This is a genomic window from Streptomyces sp. NPDC052042, from assembly GCF_044548345.1.
Lineage (GTDB): Bacteria > Actinomycetota > Actinomycetes > Streptomycetales > Streptomycetaceae > Streptomyces.
The window spans coordinates 151,014-168,731 of sequence record NZ_JBIUBU010000011.1 but is presented as its reverse complement, the minus strand read 5'-3'; the positions used below and the strand labels follow the sequence as shown (position 1 = coordinate 168,731).

General features: G+C 73.8%; 14 protein-coding genes. 7 read left to right on the top strand and 7 right to left on the bottom strand.

The features are described 5' to 3' along the window. Positions 1-101: 101 nt before the first annotated feature. The 3 genes from ACIHCL_RS20030 to ACIHCL_RS20020 form a co-directional block, all read right to left on the bottom strand. On the bottom strand, positions 102-1,481 hold the full coding sequence (locus ACIHCL_RS20030; protein ID WP_399863523.1) for a cryptochrome/photolyase family protein: 1,380 nt from the start codon (positions 1,479-1,481) through the stop codon (positions 102-104). A gap of 362 nt (positions 1,482-1,843) precedes the next feature. Next, complete coding sequence (locus ACIHCL_RS20025) at positions 1,844-2,689, bottom strand: siderophore-interacting protein (protein WP_399863521.1); 846 nt, start codon at positions 2,687-2,689, stop codon at positions 1,844-1,846. A gap of 47 nt (positions 2,690-2,736) precedes the next feature. Beyond that, positions 2,737-3,645, bottom strand: a complete 909-nt coding sequence (locus ACIHCL_RS20020; RefSeq protein ID WP_399863720.1) for a 5'-3' exonuclease H3TH domain-containing protein — start codon at positions 3,643-3,645, stop codon at positions 2,737-2,739. Positions 3,646-4,001: 356 nt separating this feature from the next. Here ACIHCL_RS20020 and ACIHCL_RS20015 point away from each other — a divergent pair, with 356 nt between their 5' ends. From ACIHCL_RS20015 to ACIHCL_RS20000, 4 genes are all read left to right on the top strand, one after another. Next, the gene (locus ACIHCL_RS20015; protein ID WP_399863519.1) at positions 4,002-5,135 is read left to right on the top strand and encodes a glycine betaine/L-proline ABC transporter ATP-binding protein; all 1,134 of its coding nucleotides are present in this window, start codon (positions 4,002-4,004) and stop codon (positions 5,133-5,135) included. After that, positions 5,128-7,755, top strand: a complete 2,628-nt coding sequence (locus ACIHCL_RS20010) for an ABC transporter permease/substrate binding protein (RefSeq protein WP_399863516.1) — start codon at positions 5,128-5,130, stop codon at positions 7,753-7,755. Before ACIHCL_RS20015 ends, ACIHCL_RS20010 begins: the two co-directional genes overlap by 8 nt. A 270-nt stretch (positions 7,756-8,025) precedes the next feature. Then, positions 8,026-8,703 carry a helix-turn-helix domain-containing protein gene (locus ACIHCL_RS20005; RefSeq protein WP_399863513.1) on the top strand — a complete coding sequence of 226 codons (678 nt, stop codon included), beginning with the start codon at positions 8,026-8,028 and terminating at the stop codon, positions 8,701-8,703. A gap of 14 nt (positions 8,704-8,717) precedes the next feature. Continuing rightward, entirely contained in the window at positions 8,718-9,425 is a 708-nt protein-coding gene (locus ACIHCL_RS20000; RefSeq protein WP_399863511.1) for a helical backbone metal receptor, read from the top strand. Here ACIHCL_RS20000 and ACIHCL_RS19995 read toward each other — a convergent pair. Continuing rightward, a complete protein-coding gene (locus tag ACIHCL_RS19995; RefSeq protein ID WP_399863508.1) occupies positions 9,364-10,527 on the bottom strand; it encodes a TDT family transporter in 1,164 nt (387 codons plus the stop codon). The two genes, ACIHCL_RS20000 and ACIHCL_RS19995, sit on opposite strands and share 62 nt — an antisense overlap. A 70-nt stretch (positions 10,528-10,597) precedes the next feature. Here ACIHCL_RS19995 and ACIHCL_RS19990 point away from each other — a divergent pair, with 70 nt between their 5' ends. Further along, entirely contained in the window at positions 10,598-11,530 is a 933-nt protein-coding gene (locus ACIHCL_RS19990; protein WP_399863506.1) for a LysR family transcriptional regulator, read from the top strand. Between the two features lie 305 nt (positions 11,531-11,835). Here ACIHCL_RS19990 and ACIHCL_RS19985 read toward each other — a convergent pair whose 3' ends face one another. The 3 genes from ACIHCL_RS19985 to ACIHCL_RS19975 form a co-directional block, all read right to left on the bottom strand. Further along, on the bottom strand, positions 11,836-12,606 hold the full coding sequence (locus ACIHCL_RS19985) for a gamma-glutamyl-gamma-aminobutyrate hydrolase family protein (protein WP_399863504.1): 771 nt from the start codon (positions 12,604-12,606) through the stop codon (positions 11,836-11,838). 111 nt (positions 12,607-12,717) lie between these two features. Further along, positions 12,718-13,446, bottom strand: coding sequence for a FadR/GntR family transcriptional regulator (locus ACIHCL_RS19980; protein WP_399863502.1), 729 nt, complete (start codon positions 13,444-13,446; stop codon positions 12,718-12,720). A gap of 610 nt (positions 13,447-14,056) precedes the next feature. Then, on the bottom strand, positions 14,057-15,259 hold the full coding sequence (locus ACIHCL_RS19975; RefSeq protein WP_399863499.1) for an amino acid deaminase/aldolase: 1,203 nt from the start codon (positions 15,257-15,259) through the stop codon (positions 14,057-14,059). A gap of 184 nt (positions 15,260-15,443) precedes the next feature. Here ACIHCL_RS19975 and ACIHCL_RS19970 point away from each other — a divergent pair, with 184 nt between their 5' ends. After that, complete coding sequence (locus ACIHCL_RS19970; protein ID WP_399863497.1) at positions 15,444-16,490, top strand: hypothetical protein; 1,047 nt, start codon at positions 15,444-15,446, stop codon at positions 16,488-16,490. Next, on the top strand, positions 16,487-17,683 hold the full coding sequence (gene mycP / locus ACIHCL_RS19965; protein ID WP_399863494.1) for a type VII secretion-associated serine protease mycosin: 1,197 nt from the start codon (positions 16,487-16,489) through the stop codon (positions 17,681-17,683). Before ACIHCL_RS19970 ends, mycP begins: the two co-directional genes overlap by 4 nt. Positions 17,684-17,718 lie beyond the last annotated feature (35 nt).

The following is a 17,718-nucleotide window of genomic DNA, read 5'->3' as shown; positions in this document are numbered from 1 at the left end:
CGGAGCGTGTACGGGGAGGGACTTCCTCACGCGCGCCCTGCCCGCGCCCTGCCCGCGCGCGAGCACGGGTGCGGGCGTCCCGCTCCGGTGCCGACAGGCGGTCAACGGAGGCCGCGGGCTCGTTCGAAGCGGGCCCGTGCCTCGCCGAGGTCCACGATCGGCTCCGGGTAGTCCGGCGCCGCCTCCCGGGCGGCCGGTTTCCACGGCTCGTGGACGGCGCCGCCCTTCAGCCCGGCCAGCTCCGGGATCCAGCGGCGTGCGTAGTCGCCCCGGGGGTCGAACCGCCTTCCCTGGATCACGGGGTTGAGGACGCGGTTCGGCCGGGTGTCCGTCCCCGTGCCGGCCACCCACTGCCAGTTCAGCTGATTGTTCGCCAGATCGCCGTCGACCAGCAGGTCCAGGAAGTGCGCCGCGCCGACCCGCCAGTCCACATACAGCGTCTTGGTCAGAAAGCTCGCCGTCAGCAGGCGCGCTCGGTTGTGCATCCAGCCCTCGTGCGCCAACTGCCGCATCCCCGCGTCCACGAGCGGGTATCCGGTGCGCCCGGCTCGCCAGGCGGCGGCCCCGCTCTCGTCCGCACGCCAGTGGTCGCCGCGCGGGCGGTAGTCGTCATGGGCGGTGTCGGGGCGGGCGGCGAGCACCTGATGGTGGAAGTCCCGCCAGGCCAGCTGCCGTACGAAGGACTCGGCGCCCGCGCCGCCCCGCCGCCGCGCCCGGTGGACCACCTCGACCGCCGAGAGGCAGCCGAAATGGAGGTAGGGCGAGAGCCGTGACGTCGCGTCGGCCGACAGGTCGTCATGACATCGCTCGTAGTCGTCCATCGCACCGTTCACCCAGGCGGACAGCAGTCGGCGTGCCACCGATTCGCCGCCCGTGGCGAGTCCGGGCGACACCCTGGTCACCTCCTTCCGTTCCGGCAGCGGATCGCCGCGCACCCCCTCCGGCAGTCGCACCGTGCGGGGAGCGGGCAGCACGCCCCGCACCCCCGCCGCCTCCCAGCGGCGGAAGTAGGGCGTGAACACCGCGAAGTGGTCCCGGCCCGCCGGGGCGACCCGGCCCGCCGGGGCGACCCGGCCCGGCGGGAGCGCGGTGACCACGGCGTCATGGACGCGCAGCGCGCAGCCGACCGCCGCCAGCGCGTTCCGCAATCGCTCCTCGCGGCGCAGCGCGTATCCGCTGACACCCGCCGCGATGTGGAGCTCGCGCGCGCCGGTCTCCACGACCACGGCACGGGCGGCCGCCACCACATCGCCGCTCCGGACGACCAGCCGGCCGCCGCGGCGGCGCAGTCCCGCGTCGAGGTCGCGGAGGCAGTCCGCGAGGAACGCCCGACGGTTGGGGGCGTCGAAACCGGCCAGCCGGATCCCCCTGTCGCGCACGAACAGCGGGACGACGGCATCCGCGTCGCCCGCCGCCGCCCGCAGCACCGGATTGTCGTGCAGCCGCAGGTCGGAGGTGAAGAGCGCCACGGACACCGGCATGGACCCACGCCTTTCGTCGTCGTTCGCACGCCCGGGAGCCGAGGAGCGCGGGCCCGGGAGCCGAGAAACGCACGCCCGGAAGGCCGCGAGGAACGCGGACCCGGAGGCCGGCGGCGCGGGCCCGGGAACCGGCGGCAGCGGGCCTCGGCGCGATGGTCCGGTGTGACGGTCCGGGGGTCGGGCGTGCGGGAGATCCTTCCACGCGGTCCGGCCGGGCGCTCGTCCGCCCACCCGCCGTGTCCCCCTCACGGCCGTACCGTCAAAGGTCCGTTCGACGCGAAGCCGCCGCACCCCACGGCGTGCGTACCCCGGAAACGCGTGTGCCCCCGGCCGGGGCCGGGGGCACACGGGAGCGGGCGGTGCTACGCGGCCACGCTCTCCTGCTCGCGCTCCACCTGTGCGTTCCACTCGGGCTTCACCGAGCGCCAGGCGTCGTCGTTCTGCCCGAGCCGCCAGTACCCGGAGATCGAGAGGCGGGGGAGGGGAATCCCGCGGTCCAGGCGCAGATGGCGGCGGATCTCCTTCACGAAGCCCGCCTCGCCGTGGACGAACGCCTGGACGTCGCCCTCCGGGAACTCCAGCTCCGTCACTGCGGTGATCAGCGCCTCGCCGACCGGGCGCTCCCCGCGATGCAGCCAGGTCACCCCGACTCCGTCAGGCATGGCGATCTTCTGCTCCTCCGAGGCGTCCGCCACCTCCACGAACGCGTGCACCAAGGCGCCCGTCGGCATCTGCTCCAGGGCGGCGGCGATGGCGGGCAGGGCGCTCTCGTCGCCCGCGAGGAGGTGCCAGTCCGCCGACGCGTCCGGGGCGTACGCCCCGCCGGGACCGAGGAGGGTCACCTCCTGGCCCGGGACCGCCCGGAGCGCCCAGGGCCCGGCGAGCCCCTCGTCTCCGTGGACCACGAAGTCGATCGCCAGCTCCAGGGTGTCCGGATCCCAGGAGCGCACGGTGTACGTGCGATTGGAGGGCCACAGCTCCCGCGGCTGCTCCGCACGGATGCGGGCCATGTCGAACGGGTGCGGGTAGTCCGCGCCCTCGGGGGCGAAGCAGATCTTGACGTAGTGGTCCGTGCACCCGGAGAGCTCGAACTCGGCGAGTCCGTCACCGCCGAACACGACGCGCACCATGTTCGGGGTGATCCGCTCGGTGCGCAGAACCTGGGCCCGCTGCGCCTTGGGTGCCTGTCGTGCCGGTCGCTGTGCCACGAGGTTCTCCCTGATCCGATTTGCTTAGGCTTACCTAAGTTAGCATCTCAGGTGCCCAGCGTGGAGAGCAGCCGCTGCAGGGCGCCTCCCAGCCCCCATCGCTTCGCCAGGGCCTCCAGGGCGGCGGGGTCGCGCGGCCCGGCGGGCAGCGCGGGATCGAACGCGGGCAGCGGTACGTCCTCGGCGACGCGGACCACCTTCGGGGCGACGGCCACATACGCGCGGGCCTCGTCGAGCCGCTTGCGCTGCGCGGGGGTCAGCCGGGCGGCCGGGTCGTCGACGGCGGCCATGATCCCGGCCAGGTCGCCGAAGGCGTCCAGCAGCTTCGCCGCGGTCTTCTCGCCGATGCCGGGCACCCCGGGCAGGCCGTCGCTCGGGTCGCCGCGCAGCAGGGCCAGGTCGGCGTAGCCGGAGCCGTTCACCCCGTACTTCTCCCGCAGCCACGTCTCGTCGGTCAGCTGGAGCGAGCCGACCCCCTTCAGCGGGTACAGCACCCGCACCCCGCGGGCGTCGTCGACCAGCTGATAGAGGTCCCGGTCGCCGGTGACGATGTCCACCGGCCCGGTGGACAGGCGGGTGAGCGTGCCGATCACGTCGTCCGCCTCGTACCCCGGGGCGCCGACCCGGGCGATGCCCAGTGCGTCCAGGACGTCCTCGATCACCGGCACCTGCGGGGCCAGGGTGTCGGGGGTCTCCTCCTCGTCGGGCAGCCCCTCGGCGGTCTCCACCGCCACCCGGTGCGCCTTGTACGAGGGGATCAGCTCCACCCGCCAGTGCGGCCGCCAGTCCGCGTCCATGCAGGCGACCAGGTCGTCCGGGCGGTGGTCCTGCACCAGGCGCGCGATGAAGTCCAACAGTCCGCGCACGGCGTTGACCGGCGTCCCGTCCGGCGCGCGCACCGAGTCGGGCACCCCGAAGTAGGCGCGGAAGTAGAGGGAGGCGGTGTCCAGGAGCATGAGTCGTCGCGTCACACCCCGATGATGCCCGACCCCGCCGACAGCGGCCGTCGGCCGCGCGGCCGGGGTGCTGAGGGTGCTTCTTCGCACGTGGAAGGGGCGTCGCGGATGCCCGCGCCGGCGGGCGGTGTCCACCCGCCGGCGCGAGGTCAGGCCGGAGCCGGTCGAATCGCCGCTCATATGTGACGTGAATCACTCTTGTGTTTGGCTTGTTCGGGTGGGGGCAGGCGCGCAGCCGGAGCGAATCACGTAGCGAATTCAACCAGTGCACGTGCCATGCGGGCCGAACCCGCACCGCTCTACGGTCTGCCGGAGGGGGTGGCAGACCGTTTTTCGGTTCAACGCGCGAGGTGTATGTGTCAAGGCTGCAAGCCGAACACCTGTACAAGGTGTTCGGCAGACGACCCGATCAAGCGGTGCGAAAGCTCGAAGGCGGTGCCGACCGTGACGAGCTCCGCGCCGACGGAACGACCGCAGCGGTGATCGATGCCTCGTTCACCGTCGAACCGGGCCAGATCTTCGTGGTGATGGGTCTGTCCGGATCCGGGAAGTCCACGTTGCTGCGCATGCTCAACGGACTCCTGGAGCCCACGGCCGGGCGCGTACTGTTCGACGGCCAGGACCTGACCGCCCTGACCCCCGCCGAACTGCGCCATGTCCGGTCCTCCAAGATCAGCATGGTGTTCCAGCACTTCGCGCTCTTCCCCCATCGGAGTGTGCTGGAGAACGCCGCGTACGGCCTCGAAGTGCAGGGCGTGCCGCGTGCCGAACGCGAGAAGCGCGCCGCCGAGGCGCTGGAGCTGACCGGCCTCGCGGGCTGGGAGAAGTCCTGGCCCGACGAGCTGTCCGGCGGCATGCAGCAGCGCGTCGGCCTGGCCCGCGCCCTGGCCACCGACGCGGATCTGCTGCTCATGGACGAGTCCTTCAGCGCCCTCGATCCGCTGATCCGCCGCGACATGCAGGACCAGCTGCTCGAACTGCAGAAGCGTCTGAAGAAGACCATCGTCTTCATCACCCACGACCTCAACGAGGCCATGCGCCTCGGCGACCGCATCGCCGTGATGCGCGACGGCAGGATCGTCCAGCTCGGCACCGCCGAGGACATCCTCGTCACCCCGGCCAACGACTACGTCGCGTCCTTCACCCAGGACGTCGACCGCACCCGGGTGCTCACCGCGGGCGCCATCATGGCCGATCCGGAGACCGTCCTGGGCACCAGCACGGACGGAGGGAAGGAGCTCCGCACGCCGGACGACGTCCTGCGCGAGGCGCCGGCCACCGTGACCGAGTCCACGCCGATCATCGAGCTCTTCACCCCCTGCTCCCGCAGCGGGGTCGCCGTCGCCGTCACCGACGCGCGGGGCGAGCTCGTCGGTGTCGTGCCGCGCGCCCGGCTGCTGGCCGTCCTCGGCGAGCCCATGAGCCCCGCCGAGGCCCCGCAGGGCGTCCGGACCCCGGCCGCCGACGTGAAGAAGGTGGCCAGTGTCTAGGCTCCCCCTCGGCAGCTGGGTCGACTCCGCCGTCGATTGGCTGCAGAACCACCTGTCCTGGCTGTTCGACGCGATCAGCTCCGTCGTGAGCGGCATGTTCGACGGCATCGCCGCCGTACTCTCCGCCCCCACCCCGCTGATCTTCGCGGGCATCGTCGCGGTCATCGCCTGGTGGCTGCGCGGTCTGCTCGCCGGTGTCCTCGCCTTCGCGGGCTTCGTCCTCATCGACTCCGTGGAGTTGTGGAACGAGGCGATGGACACCGTCACGCTGGTGCTCGTCGCCACCATCATCGCGCTGGTGCTGGCCGTGCCGCTGGGCATATGGGCCTCCCGGTCCAAGGCCGTGAGCGCGGTGACCCGGCCCGTCCTGGACTTCATGCAGACCATGCCCGCCATGGTCTACCTGATCCCCGGCGTGATCTTCTTCGGCGTCGGTGTCGTTCCCGGCATCATCGCCACCATCGTCTTCTCGCTGCCCCCGGGCGTCCGGATGACCGAACTCGGCATCCGCCAGGTCGACGGCGAGCTCGTCGAGGCGGCCGAGGCGTTCGGCACCACCCGGCGCAACACCCTGCTGCGCGTGCAGCTGCCGCTCGCGCTGCCCACGATCATGGCAGGTATCAACCAGGTCATCATGCTGGGCCTGTCCATGGTGGTCATCGCCGGCATGGTCGGCGGCGGCGGACTCGGCGGCGCCGTCTACCGCGCCATCGGCAACGTCGATGTCGGCCTCGGCTTCGAGGCGGGCATCTCCATCGTCATCGTGGCCATGTACCTGGACCGGATGACCGGCGCGCTCGGCCGCGAGGTCTCCCCGCTCGCCCGCCGGGCGGTCGCCAAGGCGCAGGCCATGGCCGGCGGACTGAAGGTCTGGAACCACCGTCCGCAGCCCGTCGTCGCGGTCGCCGGCATCGTCGTCCTCGCCCTCGTCGCAGGTGGCATGGGGCTCTTCGGCTCCCACGGTCCGGACAAGGGCGCCGACGCCTCGAAGCCGGGCATCGGCAAGAAGATCAGCATGGGCTACATCCCGTGGGACGAGGGCATCGCCTCCACCTTCCTCTGGAAGGAGATGCTGGAGCAGCGCGGCTACAAGGTCGACGTCGAGCAGTACGAGGCCGGAGCCCTGTACACGGGTATGGCGGGCGGCCAGATCGACTTCGAGACCGACTCCTGGCTGCCGGTCACCCACGCCCAGTACTGGGAGAAGTACCAGGACCGGCTGGAGGACCTGGGTGCCTGGTACGGCCCCACCTCGCTGGAGCTGGCCGTCCCCGCGTACCTGAAGGACGTCACGTCCCTGGAGGACCTCAAGGGCAAGGCGTCGCAGTTCAAGGGCCGGATCGTCGGCATCGAGCCGAGCGCCGGTGAGATGGGCCTGCTCAAGGAGAAGATCCTGCCGGGCTACGGTCTGGACAAGGAGTACAAGGTCGTCGACGGCTCCACGCCGTCCATGCTGGCCGAGCTGAAGCGCGCGTACGCCAAGAAGGAACCGATCGTCGTCCCGCTCTGGTCGCCGCACTGGGCGTACAACCAGTTCGAGCTCACCAAGCTCAAGGACCCCAAGGGCCTGTGGGGCAAGGGCGACGGCGTGCACACCCTGGCCCGCAAGGGCTTCTCCGCCGACAACCCCGAGGTCAGCGCCTGGCTCAAGAACTTCAAGATGAGCGAGGACGAGCTCACCAGCCTGGAGGCGGAGATCCAGAAGGCCGGCTCCGGCAACGAGCAGGCGGCCGTCCGCACCTGGCTGAAGACCCGCCCCGGCGCCGTGGACCAGTGGACCCCCGTGGCCGGGTCCGGCGCGGCCGAGGCCGCCCACGGCAAGGACGAGCGCGACCGTCCCCTCGACGTGGCCTGGTTCCCCTGGGAGGAGGACATCGCCGCCACCTACCTGTGGAAGGCGGTCCTGGAGGAGCGCGGCTACAAGATCAACCTCAAGCAGTTCGAGGTCGGTCCGATGTACACCGCGATGTCCCGCGGCCAGATCGACGTGCAGTTCGACGGCTGGCTGCCGTACACCCAGAAGAACTACTGGGACAAGTACGGTTCCAAGCTGACCGACCTCGGCTCCTGGTACGGCCCGACGTCCATCGAGGTCGCGGTGCCGTCCTATGTGAAGGACGTCAAGTCCCTCGCGGACCTCAAGGGCAAGGCGTCGCGGTTCAAGAGCCGGATCATCGGCATCGAGCCGGGCACCGCCACGATGGAGAACCTGAAGAAGAACGTGCTGCCGACCTATGGCCTGGACAAGGAGTACCAGGTCGTCGACTCCTCGACGCCGGGCATGCTGGCCGAGCTGAAGCGCGCGTACGCCAAGAAGGAGCCCATCGCGGTGCTGCTCTGGACCCCGCACTGGGCGTACAGCGAGTTCGACATGACCAAGCTGGAGGACCCCGAGAAGGCTTTCGGCGACGGTGACCGGCTGCACACCATCACCAGCAAGGACTTCCCGAAGACGTACCCCCGGCTGACGCAGTGGTTCAAGGACTTCAAGCTGAGCGAGGACCAGCTCGCCGGTCTGGAGAACGAGATCCAGAAGCACGGCACCGGCCATGAGGAAGAGGCCGTCGGCGCCTGGATGAAGAAGAACCCGGGCATGGTGGACACCATGGCCCCGCAGTAGGGCCCGGACCGGAACCCCGGAACCCCGGAACCCCGGGACACGAAAAGGGGCGGGCGTCGCCATCGGCGGGCCCGCCCCTTTCCCGTGCCCGGATGCCTTTCCCGTGCCTGGATGCTCTTCTGCGGCCGTCAGGCCGCGGCACCCCGCCGTCCGGAAGGCGCCGACCCGCGTGCGCGTGGCTGCCGGAGGGCCCTAACCGGCCGATCTCATGCAACCGTGTGCGGAATGCGCCGACAAGCGGAAGGATGACGAGTCGGGAGGGAGCCGCACATGGACGAGAAGGAAACACTCCGCGTGGGAGCCGCGATCCGTCGGCGGCGCAGGTCGCTGGGGCTCACACTGGCCGCGGTGGCGACCCGCAGCGGCCTGTCCGTGCCGTTCCTCAGCCAGATCGAGAACGAGCGGGCACGGCCCAGCACCCGGTCCCTGGACCGGGTCGCCGGAGCCCTGGAGACCACCGCGGCACGGCTGCGCGCCGCCGCGGACTCGGCACGCGCCGTCGATGTCGTCCGCGCGGCCGGGAGCCCGACGGTCGGCGGCGAGCAGTGCGACGGGAGCGGCGCGGGCGAGGCGTGCGACGGGAGCGGCTTGGGCGAGGCGTGCGACGGGAGCGGCTTGGGCGAAGAGCACGCCGGAATCGTTGCCGGTGCAGGGCACGGCGGGGTGCGCAGGGTGGTGCGCGGACGCCATCAGCTCAGCGCCCTGGAGTTCACCGGCGAACTCGACCTCGGGCGCGAGTTCCAGCACCGCAACGACGAGGTGATGTACGTGGTGCGGGGCGCCGTGGAGGTGGAGGCCGAGGGGCGGGCGTACCGGCTGGGCGAGGGCGACACGCTCTTCCTGTCCGGCGGGGTGCGGCACCGCTGGCGGGCCACGATGCCCGGCACCCGTCTGCTGGTCGTGGCGGTCGCCGAGCACATCGACGCCACCGTCGACCCGCGCCGCTGAGAGGGGTGCCCGCCGTGCGCGTCGTCTCCCTGGTCCCCTCGCTCACCGAGGCCGTCGCCGTCACCGCCCCGGGCCGGCTGGTCGGCGTCACCGACTGGTGCACCCACCCCGCCGACCTGTCCGCCGCCCGCGTCGGCGGCACCAAGAACCCCGACGTGGCCGCGATCCTCGCGCTCCGGCCCGATCTCGTCCTCGCCAACGAGGAGGAGAACCGCGCACCGGACCTCGCGGCGCTCCGGGCCGGCGGGGCCGAGGTGCTGGTCACCGAGATCCGCAACCTCGACCAGGCGTTCGAGGAACTGGAGCGGGCCCTGGCCGCCGCCTGCGACCTGCCCCGGCCGCGCTGGCTGGACGAGGCCGAGGCCGCCTGGGCCGCGCTGCCGCAGCCCCGGGCCCCGCGCCGCGCGGTCGTGCCCGTGTGGCGCAGGCCCTGGATGGTGCTGGGCCGCGACACCTTCGCCGGTGACCTGCTGTCCAGGCTCGGCGTCCACAACGTCTACGGGGACCACGCCGAGCGCTATCCCCGGATTCCGCTCGACCGGCTCAACGCGGCGGGTGCCGACCTCGTGGTCCTGCCGGACGAGCCGTACCGCTTCACGGCGGACGACGGGCCCGAGGCGTTCCCCGGGCTGCCCGCCGCGCTCGTCGACGGGCGGTACCTCACGTGGTACGGGCCGTCGCTGGCGCGGGCACCCGCGGCGCTGCGAGCAGCGCTCCGCTGACCAGCCCGCGCAGCGTCCGCAGCCCGGCCACCGCCCACGCCGTCACCAGCAGCACGTACAGCCCGACGGCCAGCCAGGTGTACGCCGCCACCCCGGTGTGCCGGGCCAGGCTCGCGGCGCCCGTGACGCATGTGCCGACCGGGAAGGTGAAGCCCCACCACGTCATGGCGAAGGGCATGCCCTTGCGTGCCGCCCGCACCACCAGGGCCGAGGCCAGGGCCAGCCACAGCAGCGCGAAACCCATCACCGGCACTCCGTAGAGCACGGCGAACGTCTCGAAGCCCGCGGTGTACGGCGCCGGGGTCGCGGTCTTCGCCACATCGGCGAGCTGGCCCACCGCCGTCGTCGACTGGCCCAGCGGCCCGAGCACCAGGAACAGCGTGGGTGTCAGCGCCGACGGCAGCGGACCCTGGTGGACCAGCCGGGCGAAGACCAGCGGCAGCATCACCAGCGTGGCCAGCAGGCTCAGCCCGAACATCGCGTAGCAGGCCAGCAGGGCCGCCTCCCGCCACTGACCGGCGGGCAGCTCGGGAATCAGCAGGGGCCCGAGCGCCGCGGAGACCATCGGGGCCACCACCGGCAGCAGCCACACCGGCGACGCGGTACCGGGTTCGATCCGGTGGCGCGTCACCATCAGGTACGGGACCGCCACGGCGGCGGCCAGCCCCGTCACCGTGCCCGCCGTGTACAGCACGGCGTCCACGGCCACGGCGGCCCCGTGCCCGATGACGTCCCGGCCGACCACCATCGTCGAGCCCCCGACGGAGAGCAGCGCCATCGAGAGGCAGCCGTAGAACGGGGCGACGGCCGGGTCCAGCAGATGGTCGCGCGCCTGGTCGCGGTGGGCGGCCCAGTGCCCGGCGCGGGCCGCGAGCACGACGGCCAGCGCCACCGTCGCGAGCGCCCACACCACCGTGCAGGCGCCCCGCAGCCCCGGAACGCTCACCGGCAGCGCGGCCCCCGCGCTCGCCACGATCGAGGTGCCCATGACACTCGCGTACCAGTTGGGGCCGATGTGCCGCAGGCGGGGGAGGGGCACGGCGGGCGGCCGGGCAGCCGGGGAGGGCGCGGAGGACTGTCGGGGCTGGGAATGGATGGCCATGCCACGATTCTCGGAAAGTGCGCCCAACCCCACCAGGGATCTCGTTCCTATGAGGTCATAAGCTGACTTTATGTCCGCCGATGCGCATGTTCCGCTCTCCCACCGGGTGCCCGACCTCGGCGCGCTGGAGCTGCTGCTGGCCGTCGCCCGGCACGGCAGCCTGGGGCGCGCGGCCCGCGACGTCGGGGTCACCCAGCCCGCGGCCAGCAGCCGCATCCGTTCCATGGAACGGCAGCTCGGCCTGGCCCTGCTGGACCGTTCGCCGCGCGGTTCCCGGCTCACCGACGCGGGCGCGCTGGTCACCGACTGGGCGCGCAGGATCGTCGAGGCGGCCGAGGCGTTCGACGCCGGTGCGCAGGCGCTGCGCGACCGGCGCGACTCCCGGCTGCGGATCGCCGCCTCCATGACCATTGCCGAGTATCTGCTGCCGGGCTGGCTGATGGCGCTGCGCGCCGAGCGGCCGGGCACCGCGGTCTCGCTGCTCGCCGGGAACTCGGCGGCGGTCGCGGAGCGGCTCCGCACGGGGGAGGCCGATCTCGGGTTCGTGGAGGGACTCTCCGTGCCGACGGGGCTCGACGGCACGGTCATCGCCCACGACCGCCTGGTGGTGGCGGTCGCCCCGAGCCACGCATGGGCCCGCCGCCGCACACCGCTGACGCCCCGGGAGCTGGCCGCCACCCCCCTGGTGCTGCGGGAGCGGGGCTCGGGGACCCGCCAGGTCCTGGACGCCGCCCTGGCCGCGTACGGCGGGCTCGCCGCGCCGCTGCTCGAACTCTCCTCGACGACCGCGGTGAAGGGCGCGGCCCAGAGCGGGGCGGGGCCCTGCGTGCTCAGCGAACTGGCGGTGGGGGAGGAGCTGTCCTCCCGGCGCCTGGTGCAGATCCCGATCGGCGGCATGCGGCTGCGGCGCCAGCTGCGCGCCGTGTGGCCCACCGGCCACCGTCCGACGGGACCGGCGCGCGACCTGCTGTCACTGACGGCGCGGGACGTCCCGCCGCGTTGAGGGGGCTCGGGCCGGTCCACAGGTCCCGCCGCGTACTCTGCCCGCGCCGCGGCGGTCGGTGCGTGCGGTGAGCCGGAAGAGGTTCACCGGCCACCGCACCAGTCGACGCCCCTCCCGGAGACGTCGCCCCGTCGCGCCGCCCGGCACCTTCCCGAGCGCCGGCCTCGTCCGAGCGGGGAGATCCCGTCCGAGGGCTTCCGGCCGCCCCGCGGTCGCACGTACCGGACGACGCTCCCTCCGGGCGATGTCGCCGGGCACGGCGCTGCCGCCGGTCCGCCCCCGTGCGCCGCGGCGGGGCGAGCCCTTCAGCGCGGTACGGGCAGCCCGGCCGGACTGGCCGCCGAGGCCGCCGCCACCAGCGCCCGTGCCAGCCGCAGGTCCTCGCCCATCTCCGGATGCCATTGCACCCCGAGCACCCACGCGGCCCCGGGCAGCTCGACCGCCTCGACCGTGCCGTCCACCGCGTGCGCCGAGGCCACGAGTCCCGGCGCGAGCCGCCGCACGCACTGGTGGTGGTAGGTGGGGACGGCCGTCTCCTCCGGCACGATCGACGCGTAGCGCGTGCCCGGCACGGGGGCGACCGGGTGTGCGCCGAGGACGCCGGCCTTCCCCAGCGGTCCGCCGTGTCCGTCGAGGTGCTGGGTCAGGGTGCCGCCGAGCGTCACATTGAGCAGCTGCATGCCCCGGCAGACCCCGAGCAGCGGAGTCCCGAGCTCCAACGCAGCCCGGATCAGGGCCGTCTCCCAGGAGTCGCGCTCCTCGGCGGGCGGCCCCGTCCTGAAGTCGCGCTCCGCGCCGTACAGGGCCGGCTCCACGTCCGCGCCGCCCGCGATGACGAGACCGTCCAGCCGGGCCACCGCGGCGGCGGCCCGGGAGGGGGCGTCCGGCGGGAGCAGCACGGCCAGCCCGCCGGACCGCTGGACCATGCGCGGGTAGGCGGTGGGGAGGAGCGCGGCGGGCAACTCCCATACGCCCCAGCGGGCCGCGGGTTCCAGATAGGTGGAGACGCCGATGAGAGGTGCGGGCACGGGCGATCCCTCCGGTCGACCGCCGCCGAAGGGCGGGTTCGGTTCCATGGCGCCAATGGTGGCAGAGAACACCTTTGTATTCGGGCGGGATCGCCGAACCGGGTGGGAGCGGCGGTCCCACCCGGAGCGGCGATCCGGGTGGGACCGGCCGTCGGCCGCTCAGGCCAGGAAGCCGCGCAGCAGCGCGGCCGTACCGTCGCAGTGCTCGCGTGTCACCGCGCGCGCGGCCTCCGCGTCCCCGTCCAGGACCGCCTCGACGAGGCCCGTGTGCTGCTGCTGCGAGTGCTCCAGGTCCCGCACCAGCAGTGGCACGCAGTCCAGCAGGTCGTTCACGGTGGCCCGGACCGCCGCGTACTGCGCGGCCAGCGAAGGTGAGCCGGACAGTTCGGCCAGGGTCAGATGGAACAGCGTGTCGCGCCTGCGGTACTCGCCCAGGGGGGCCTCGTGAGTCGCCGTCAGCGCCGTACGCAGCCGCCGGACCCCCTCGTCCGTCAGCCCCTGCTCGGCACACAGCACGGCTGCCCCGGCCTCCAGCACCTCGCGGAAGCGCAGCACGTCCTCCAGGCCGGCCGACTCCGCCCTCCGGCGCAGCTCCGCCTCGCCCGCGCCGGTGTTCCGAGGCAGTACGAAGGTGCCGCCGTACCGCCCCCTGCGGCTCTCCACCAGGCCCCGGTCATGCAGCGCCTTCAGCACCTCGCGCAGCGTGACCCGGCTGATCCCCAGCAGTTCGGCCAGTTGGCGCTCGGCCGGCAGCCGCCCGCCTGGCGGCACCAGGCGCAGCCTGACCACCTGGAGGATCCGCTCCAGTGCCTCCTCGAAGCCGTTGCCCGCCCGGACCGGCCGGAGTAGGGGCAGCAGGTGGTCGGTGAGCTCGCTTTCCTCGGCCACGCCCCGCGCTTCCCTTCATAATCAAAGGTTCTGTCGCATACCTTATGCCTTCCGATGGTCCGAGGGAGGAATGTCCCGTGGGAGGCCGGACGCCGCCGCTCGGTATCGAGGGACTGCGCGCCCCGGCCGGAAACGGTGGGTCGGCACGGCCGTCCCGGCCTTCCCCCGCATGGAGGGGAGACGGCTCCGCGGCGTGGTTGCCGCGCTCCACGAGCTCGGCGAGGCCGTGGAGCGCGGCACCGGGGCCCATGGCCACCCGCTCGCCGTCGACACCCATATGAACCCCCGTCGACGGAGCGCGACGCCCGGCTGTGAGAACGGCTGTAGTGGCTCCGTCCTCCGCTTCGTCCTGCACGCCGGTCCCGCCACCCCGCGCCGCCCTCCAGGGAACGAGGGCACCGCCCTGGCCGTCGCCGACCTCACCCGCGAGGGCGGCTCCCCAGGGGCCTTCGGCCGATGTCGCGAGGGGCCCGGGGCCTGTCCTGCCCGGACCGGACCGAGAACCCGGGAAGGTGCCGGGCGGCGTGACGGGGCGGACATCGCGGGAAGGAGGACGGGACCGACCGGCGGCGGGGTCGACCGGCCCCGCCGGAGCGGATCCCCGCCGCGCTCAGAGGAACGTGCGGCCCTCGCCCCGGTACGTCGGCACGGTCGCCGTCACCCGGTCGCCCTCGATCAGCCGCAACACGTCGAAACGCTCGCAGAGTTCACCGGCCTTCGCATGCCGGAACCACACCTTGTCGCCGATCAGCAGATCGTCGGCCGGCGAGCCCAGCAGCGGGGTCTGCACCTCGCCGGGCCCCTCCTGCGGGTCGTAACGCAGCCCCTTCGGCAGATACGGGACGGGCAGCCGGTCCGCCCCCGCGGGACCGGACGCCGGATAGCCGCCGCCGAGGACGGTCACCACCCCGACCCCCGGCCGGCGCACCACCGGCTGGGCGAACAGCGCCGCGGGGCGTGCCGCGAACGAGGTGTAGTGGTCGAACAGCCGGGGGACGAACAGTCCCGAACCGGCGGCGATCTCCGTGACCGCGCGCTCCGCCGCGGTGTACTGCACACTGCCCGTGCCGCCGCCGTTCACGAACTCCAGGTCCGGGGCGACCGCCCGCACCGCCCGCACCGCCTCGGCCCGCCGCACCACCAGCTCCCTGCGGCTCGTGGCCTGCATCAGGCGGATCGCCCGCGAGCGCAGCGGACGCCCCGCGACCGCGTCACCGACCCCGGCGATGTGCCCCTCGTACGCCATCAGCCCCACCAGCCGGAAGCCGGGTCTGCGCACCACCGAACGCGCCAGCTCGGCCAGCCGGTCGGGAGTCCGCAGCGGCGACCGGCGGGCACCGATCCGGGCCCGGCCGCCCAGCAGCCGCAGCGAGGTGTCCAGTTCCAGACAGACCCGGATCTCCTCCCGGCCGCCGGCCCGTGCCGCGTCGATCAGTTCGAGCTGCGCGTGGTCGTCCACCATCACCGTCACGGCCGCGGCGAGCTTCTGATCGGCGGCCAGCTCCGCGAAGCCCGCCCGGTCGACCGACGGATAGGCCAGCAGCACGTCGTCGAAACCCGCACGCGCCAGCCACAGCGATTCGCCCAGCGTGAACGACATGACTCCGCAGAACCCGGGACGCTCCAGCACCCGCTCCAGCAGGGCCCGGCAGCGCACCGACTTGCTCGCCACCCGGATCGGCTTCCCGCCCGCCCGGCGCACCAGATCGCGGGCGTTGGCGTCGAACGCGTCCAGATCGACGACGGCGAGCGGGGCGTCCAGATGGGCCGTGGCCCGGTCGTAGCGGGTCCGGTGGGCGGCGCGGGCAGTCATGGCCGCAGCTTGCCAGACGTGCGTACCGCTGGGTAGGGGGTGATCCGCGCGGTTCGTCCCGACGCCTCGGCGTCCCGCTCCCACCCGGGCCCCGCCACCCCGTAGAGTGACGGCACGCGGCGAACCAACGGGCCTGCCTGCGGCGTCGATCCGCGCACGGTACGGAATGGGATCAGGGGGGCGGATGAGTACCGAGGCGCAGCGTCCTCCCGTCCCGCCCCGTCCCACCCCCGTGCCACCGGGAGCCGCGCCGCCCGCCGCACGGCCGCTGCCGCTGCCGCACCCCGCGGCGCCCCCGGTCGTGCCGGGCCCGCAGATCCCTCCGCCGGTGCCGCCCCGGCACCCGGCCGCCGCCCCGGTGCCGCCGGTCACCCCGGCCCCACCACCCGCCCCGGCCCGATTCCCGTACGGGTACGGGGAGCCGTTCCCCGAGACGCCCGCCGAGACCACCACCCGGCTGCGCCCCGTCCGCACCCGCCGCCCTGCCCGCGTCGCGGCCGCCGCGATGTGCGTCGTGCTCGGCCTCGGACTGATCGGCGGCGCGGCCACCGGTGCCTGGCTGACCAGTGACTCCTCCGCCGACTCGGCCGCCCGCAGCCCCTATACCGTCGCGCGCTCCGCCTGGCGCGGCGTCCCCGTGGACACCCTCTTCCCCCGCACCCTCGACGGCCGGGGAGCGGGGCCGGGCGGCGCCGACCGGGTCTGGACCCGGATCGCCGTGGCCCCCGACGGCGGCTGCGCCCCGGCCCTCGACCCGCTGCTCGCCAGGGCCCTGAGCCCGGTCGGCTGCGAGCGCTTGCTGCGGGCCACGTACACCGACGCCACCGCGAGCGCCGTCACCACGGTCGGGATGATCTTCACCGAGGGCGACGCCGCGGCCATGACGGCGCTGCGCGACCGGTTCGCCGACCAGCGCCTCGACCGCCGCGCCGACCTGATGCCCCGCACGTACCCCGTCGACGGCACGCCCGCCGCCGGGTTCGGCGACCGGCAGCGCGCCGCCTGGTCCGTCCGTGTGGCGACCGGGATGCCCGTCGTCGTGTTCTCCGTCTCGGGGTTCGCGGACGGGCGCCCCGTCGGCGACCCGCGGCCCGCGGCCAGGGCCGCGGTCCCGAACGCACGGGGCGCGGTCGCCGAGGCGGGACTCGGTCACGAGGCGCGGGGCGTCGCCGACCGCATCGAGCGCGTCCTGCGCCGGGCCGTCACCGACTTCACGGAGAATCCGCGATGAGCCGCCGCGCCCGTCACCACCGCCGCGCGCTGGGCGCGGTCTGCGCCGCCACCGCGTTCGCGCTGCTGCCCGCGGCCCCGGCACGGGCCGACGCCATACGGGACCAGCAATGGGGCCTCCAGGCGCTCCACACCGACGAGGCGTGGCGGACCACCAAGGGCCGGGGGGTCACCGTCGCCGTCGTCGACACCGGGGTCGACGGCAGCCTCCCCGACCTGGCCGGCCAGGTGCTGCCCGGCAAGGACATGATCGGCTTCGGTGCCCGGCGCGGTGACCGCTCCTGGGCACGGCACGGCACGGCGATGGCGGGCATCATCGCGGGGCGCGGCCACGGCGCCGACCGTGCCGACGGGGTGCTCGGCGTGGCGCCCGAGGCGAAGATCCTCCCGGTCCGGGTGATCCTCGAAGCCTCCGACCCGGCCCGTGCCAAAGCCAGGGAGTCCCGCGGCACGGCCCTCGCCGACGGCATCCGCTGGGCCGCCGACCACGGCGCCGACGTCATCAACCTCTCGCTCGGCGACGACAGCGAGTCGGCCCATCCGGAAGCGGGCGAGGACGCGGCCATCCAGTACGCGCTGAAGAAGGGGGCCGTCGTCGTCGCCTCGTCGGGCAACGGCGGCGAGAAGGGCGACCACATCTCCTACCCGGCCGCCTACCCCGGAGTGATCGCCGTCGCCGCCGTCGACCGGTACGGCACCCATGCCGCCTTCTCCACCCGCAGTTGGTACACGGCCGTCAGCGCGCCCGGGGTCGACATCGTCGTCGCCGCCCCCGACCGCCAGTACTACGTGGAGTGGGGCACCTCCGCCGCCGCCGCGTTCGTCTCCGGCGCCGTCGCGCTCGTGCGCTCCGCACACCCCGGGCTGACCCCGGCCCAGATCAAACGGCTGCTCACGGACACGGCCCGCGGTGGCTCCGGTTCCGGCCACGACGACGCCCGCGGGTACGGCATCGCGGACCCCGCCGCCGCGATCGAGGCCGCCGCCCGGCTCGACCGCGCCGGTCTGCGGGCCGAGTCGGCCGCGGCCGGGTACCGCGAGCGGTACTTCGGGCCGGGGCCCGCCCCCGAGCGACATGACACCGGGACCACGGGCCGGCTCGCCCTCGCCGCGGGCGGTCTCGGAGCGGTCCTGCTGGCCCTGGGCGTGCTGCTGTGGCGCGGCGGATGGGGCGGAGTGCGCCGCCGGGCCTGAGGTCGCCCGCGGGCGACCGCGCACGGCCCCGGCCG

Coding starts and splice junctions, on each gene's coding strand:
- ACIHCL_RS20030 (WP_399863523.1), bottom strand. CDS start 1,481: ATGCCGGTGTCCGTGGCGCTCTTCACCTCCGACCTGCGGCTGCACGAC.
- ACIHCL_RS20020 (WP_399863720.1), bottom strand. CDS start 3,645: ATGCTCCTGGACACCGCCTCCCTCTACTTCCGCGCCTACTTCGGGGTG.
- ACIHCL_RS20005 (WP_399863513.1), top strand. CDS start 8,026: ATGGACGAGAAGGAAACACTCCGCGTGGGAGCCGCGATCCGTCGGCGG.
- ACIHCL_RS19995 (WP_399863508.1), bottom strand. CDS start 10,527: ATGGCCATCCATTCCCAGCCCCGACAGTCCTCCGCGCCCTCCCCGGCT.
- ACIHCL_RS19990 (WP_399863506.1), top strand. CDS start 10,598: ATGTCCGCCGATGCGCATGTTCCGCTCTCCCACCGGGTGCCCGACCTC.
- ACIHCL_RS19985 (WP_399863504.1), bottom strand. CDS start 12,606: ATGGAACCGAACCCGCCCTTCGGCGGCGGTCGACCGGAGGGATCGCCC.
- ACIHCL_RS19975 (WP_399863499.1), bottom strand. CDS start 15,259: ATGACTGCCCGCGCCGCCCACCGGACCCGCTACGACCGGGCCACGGCC.
- ACIHCL_RS19970 (WP_399863497.1), top strand. CDS start 15,444: ATGAGTACCGAGGCGCAGCGTCCTCCCGTCCCGCCCCGTCCCACCCCC.
- mycP (WP_399863494.1), top strand. CDS start 16,487: ATGAGCCGCCGCGCCCGTCACCACCGCCGCGCGCTGGGCGCGGTCTGC.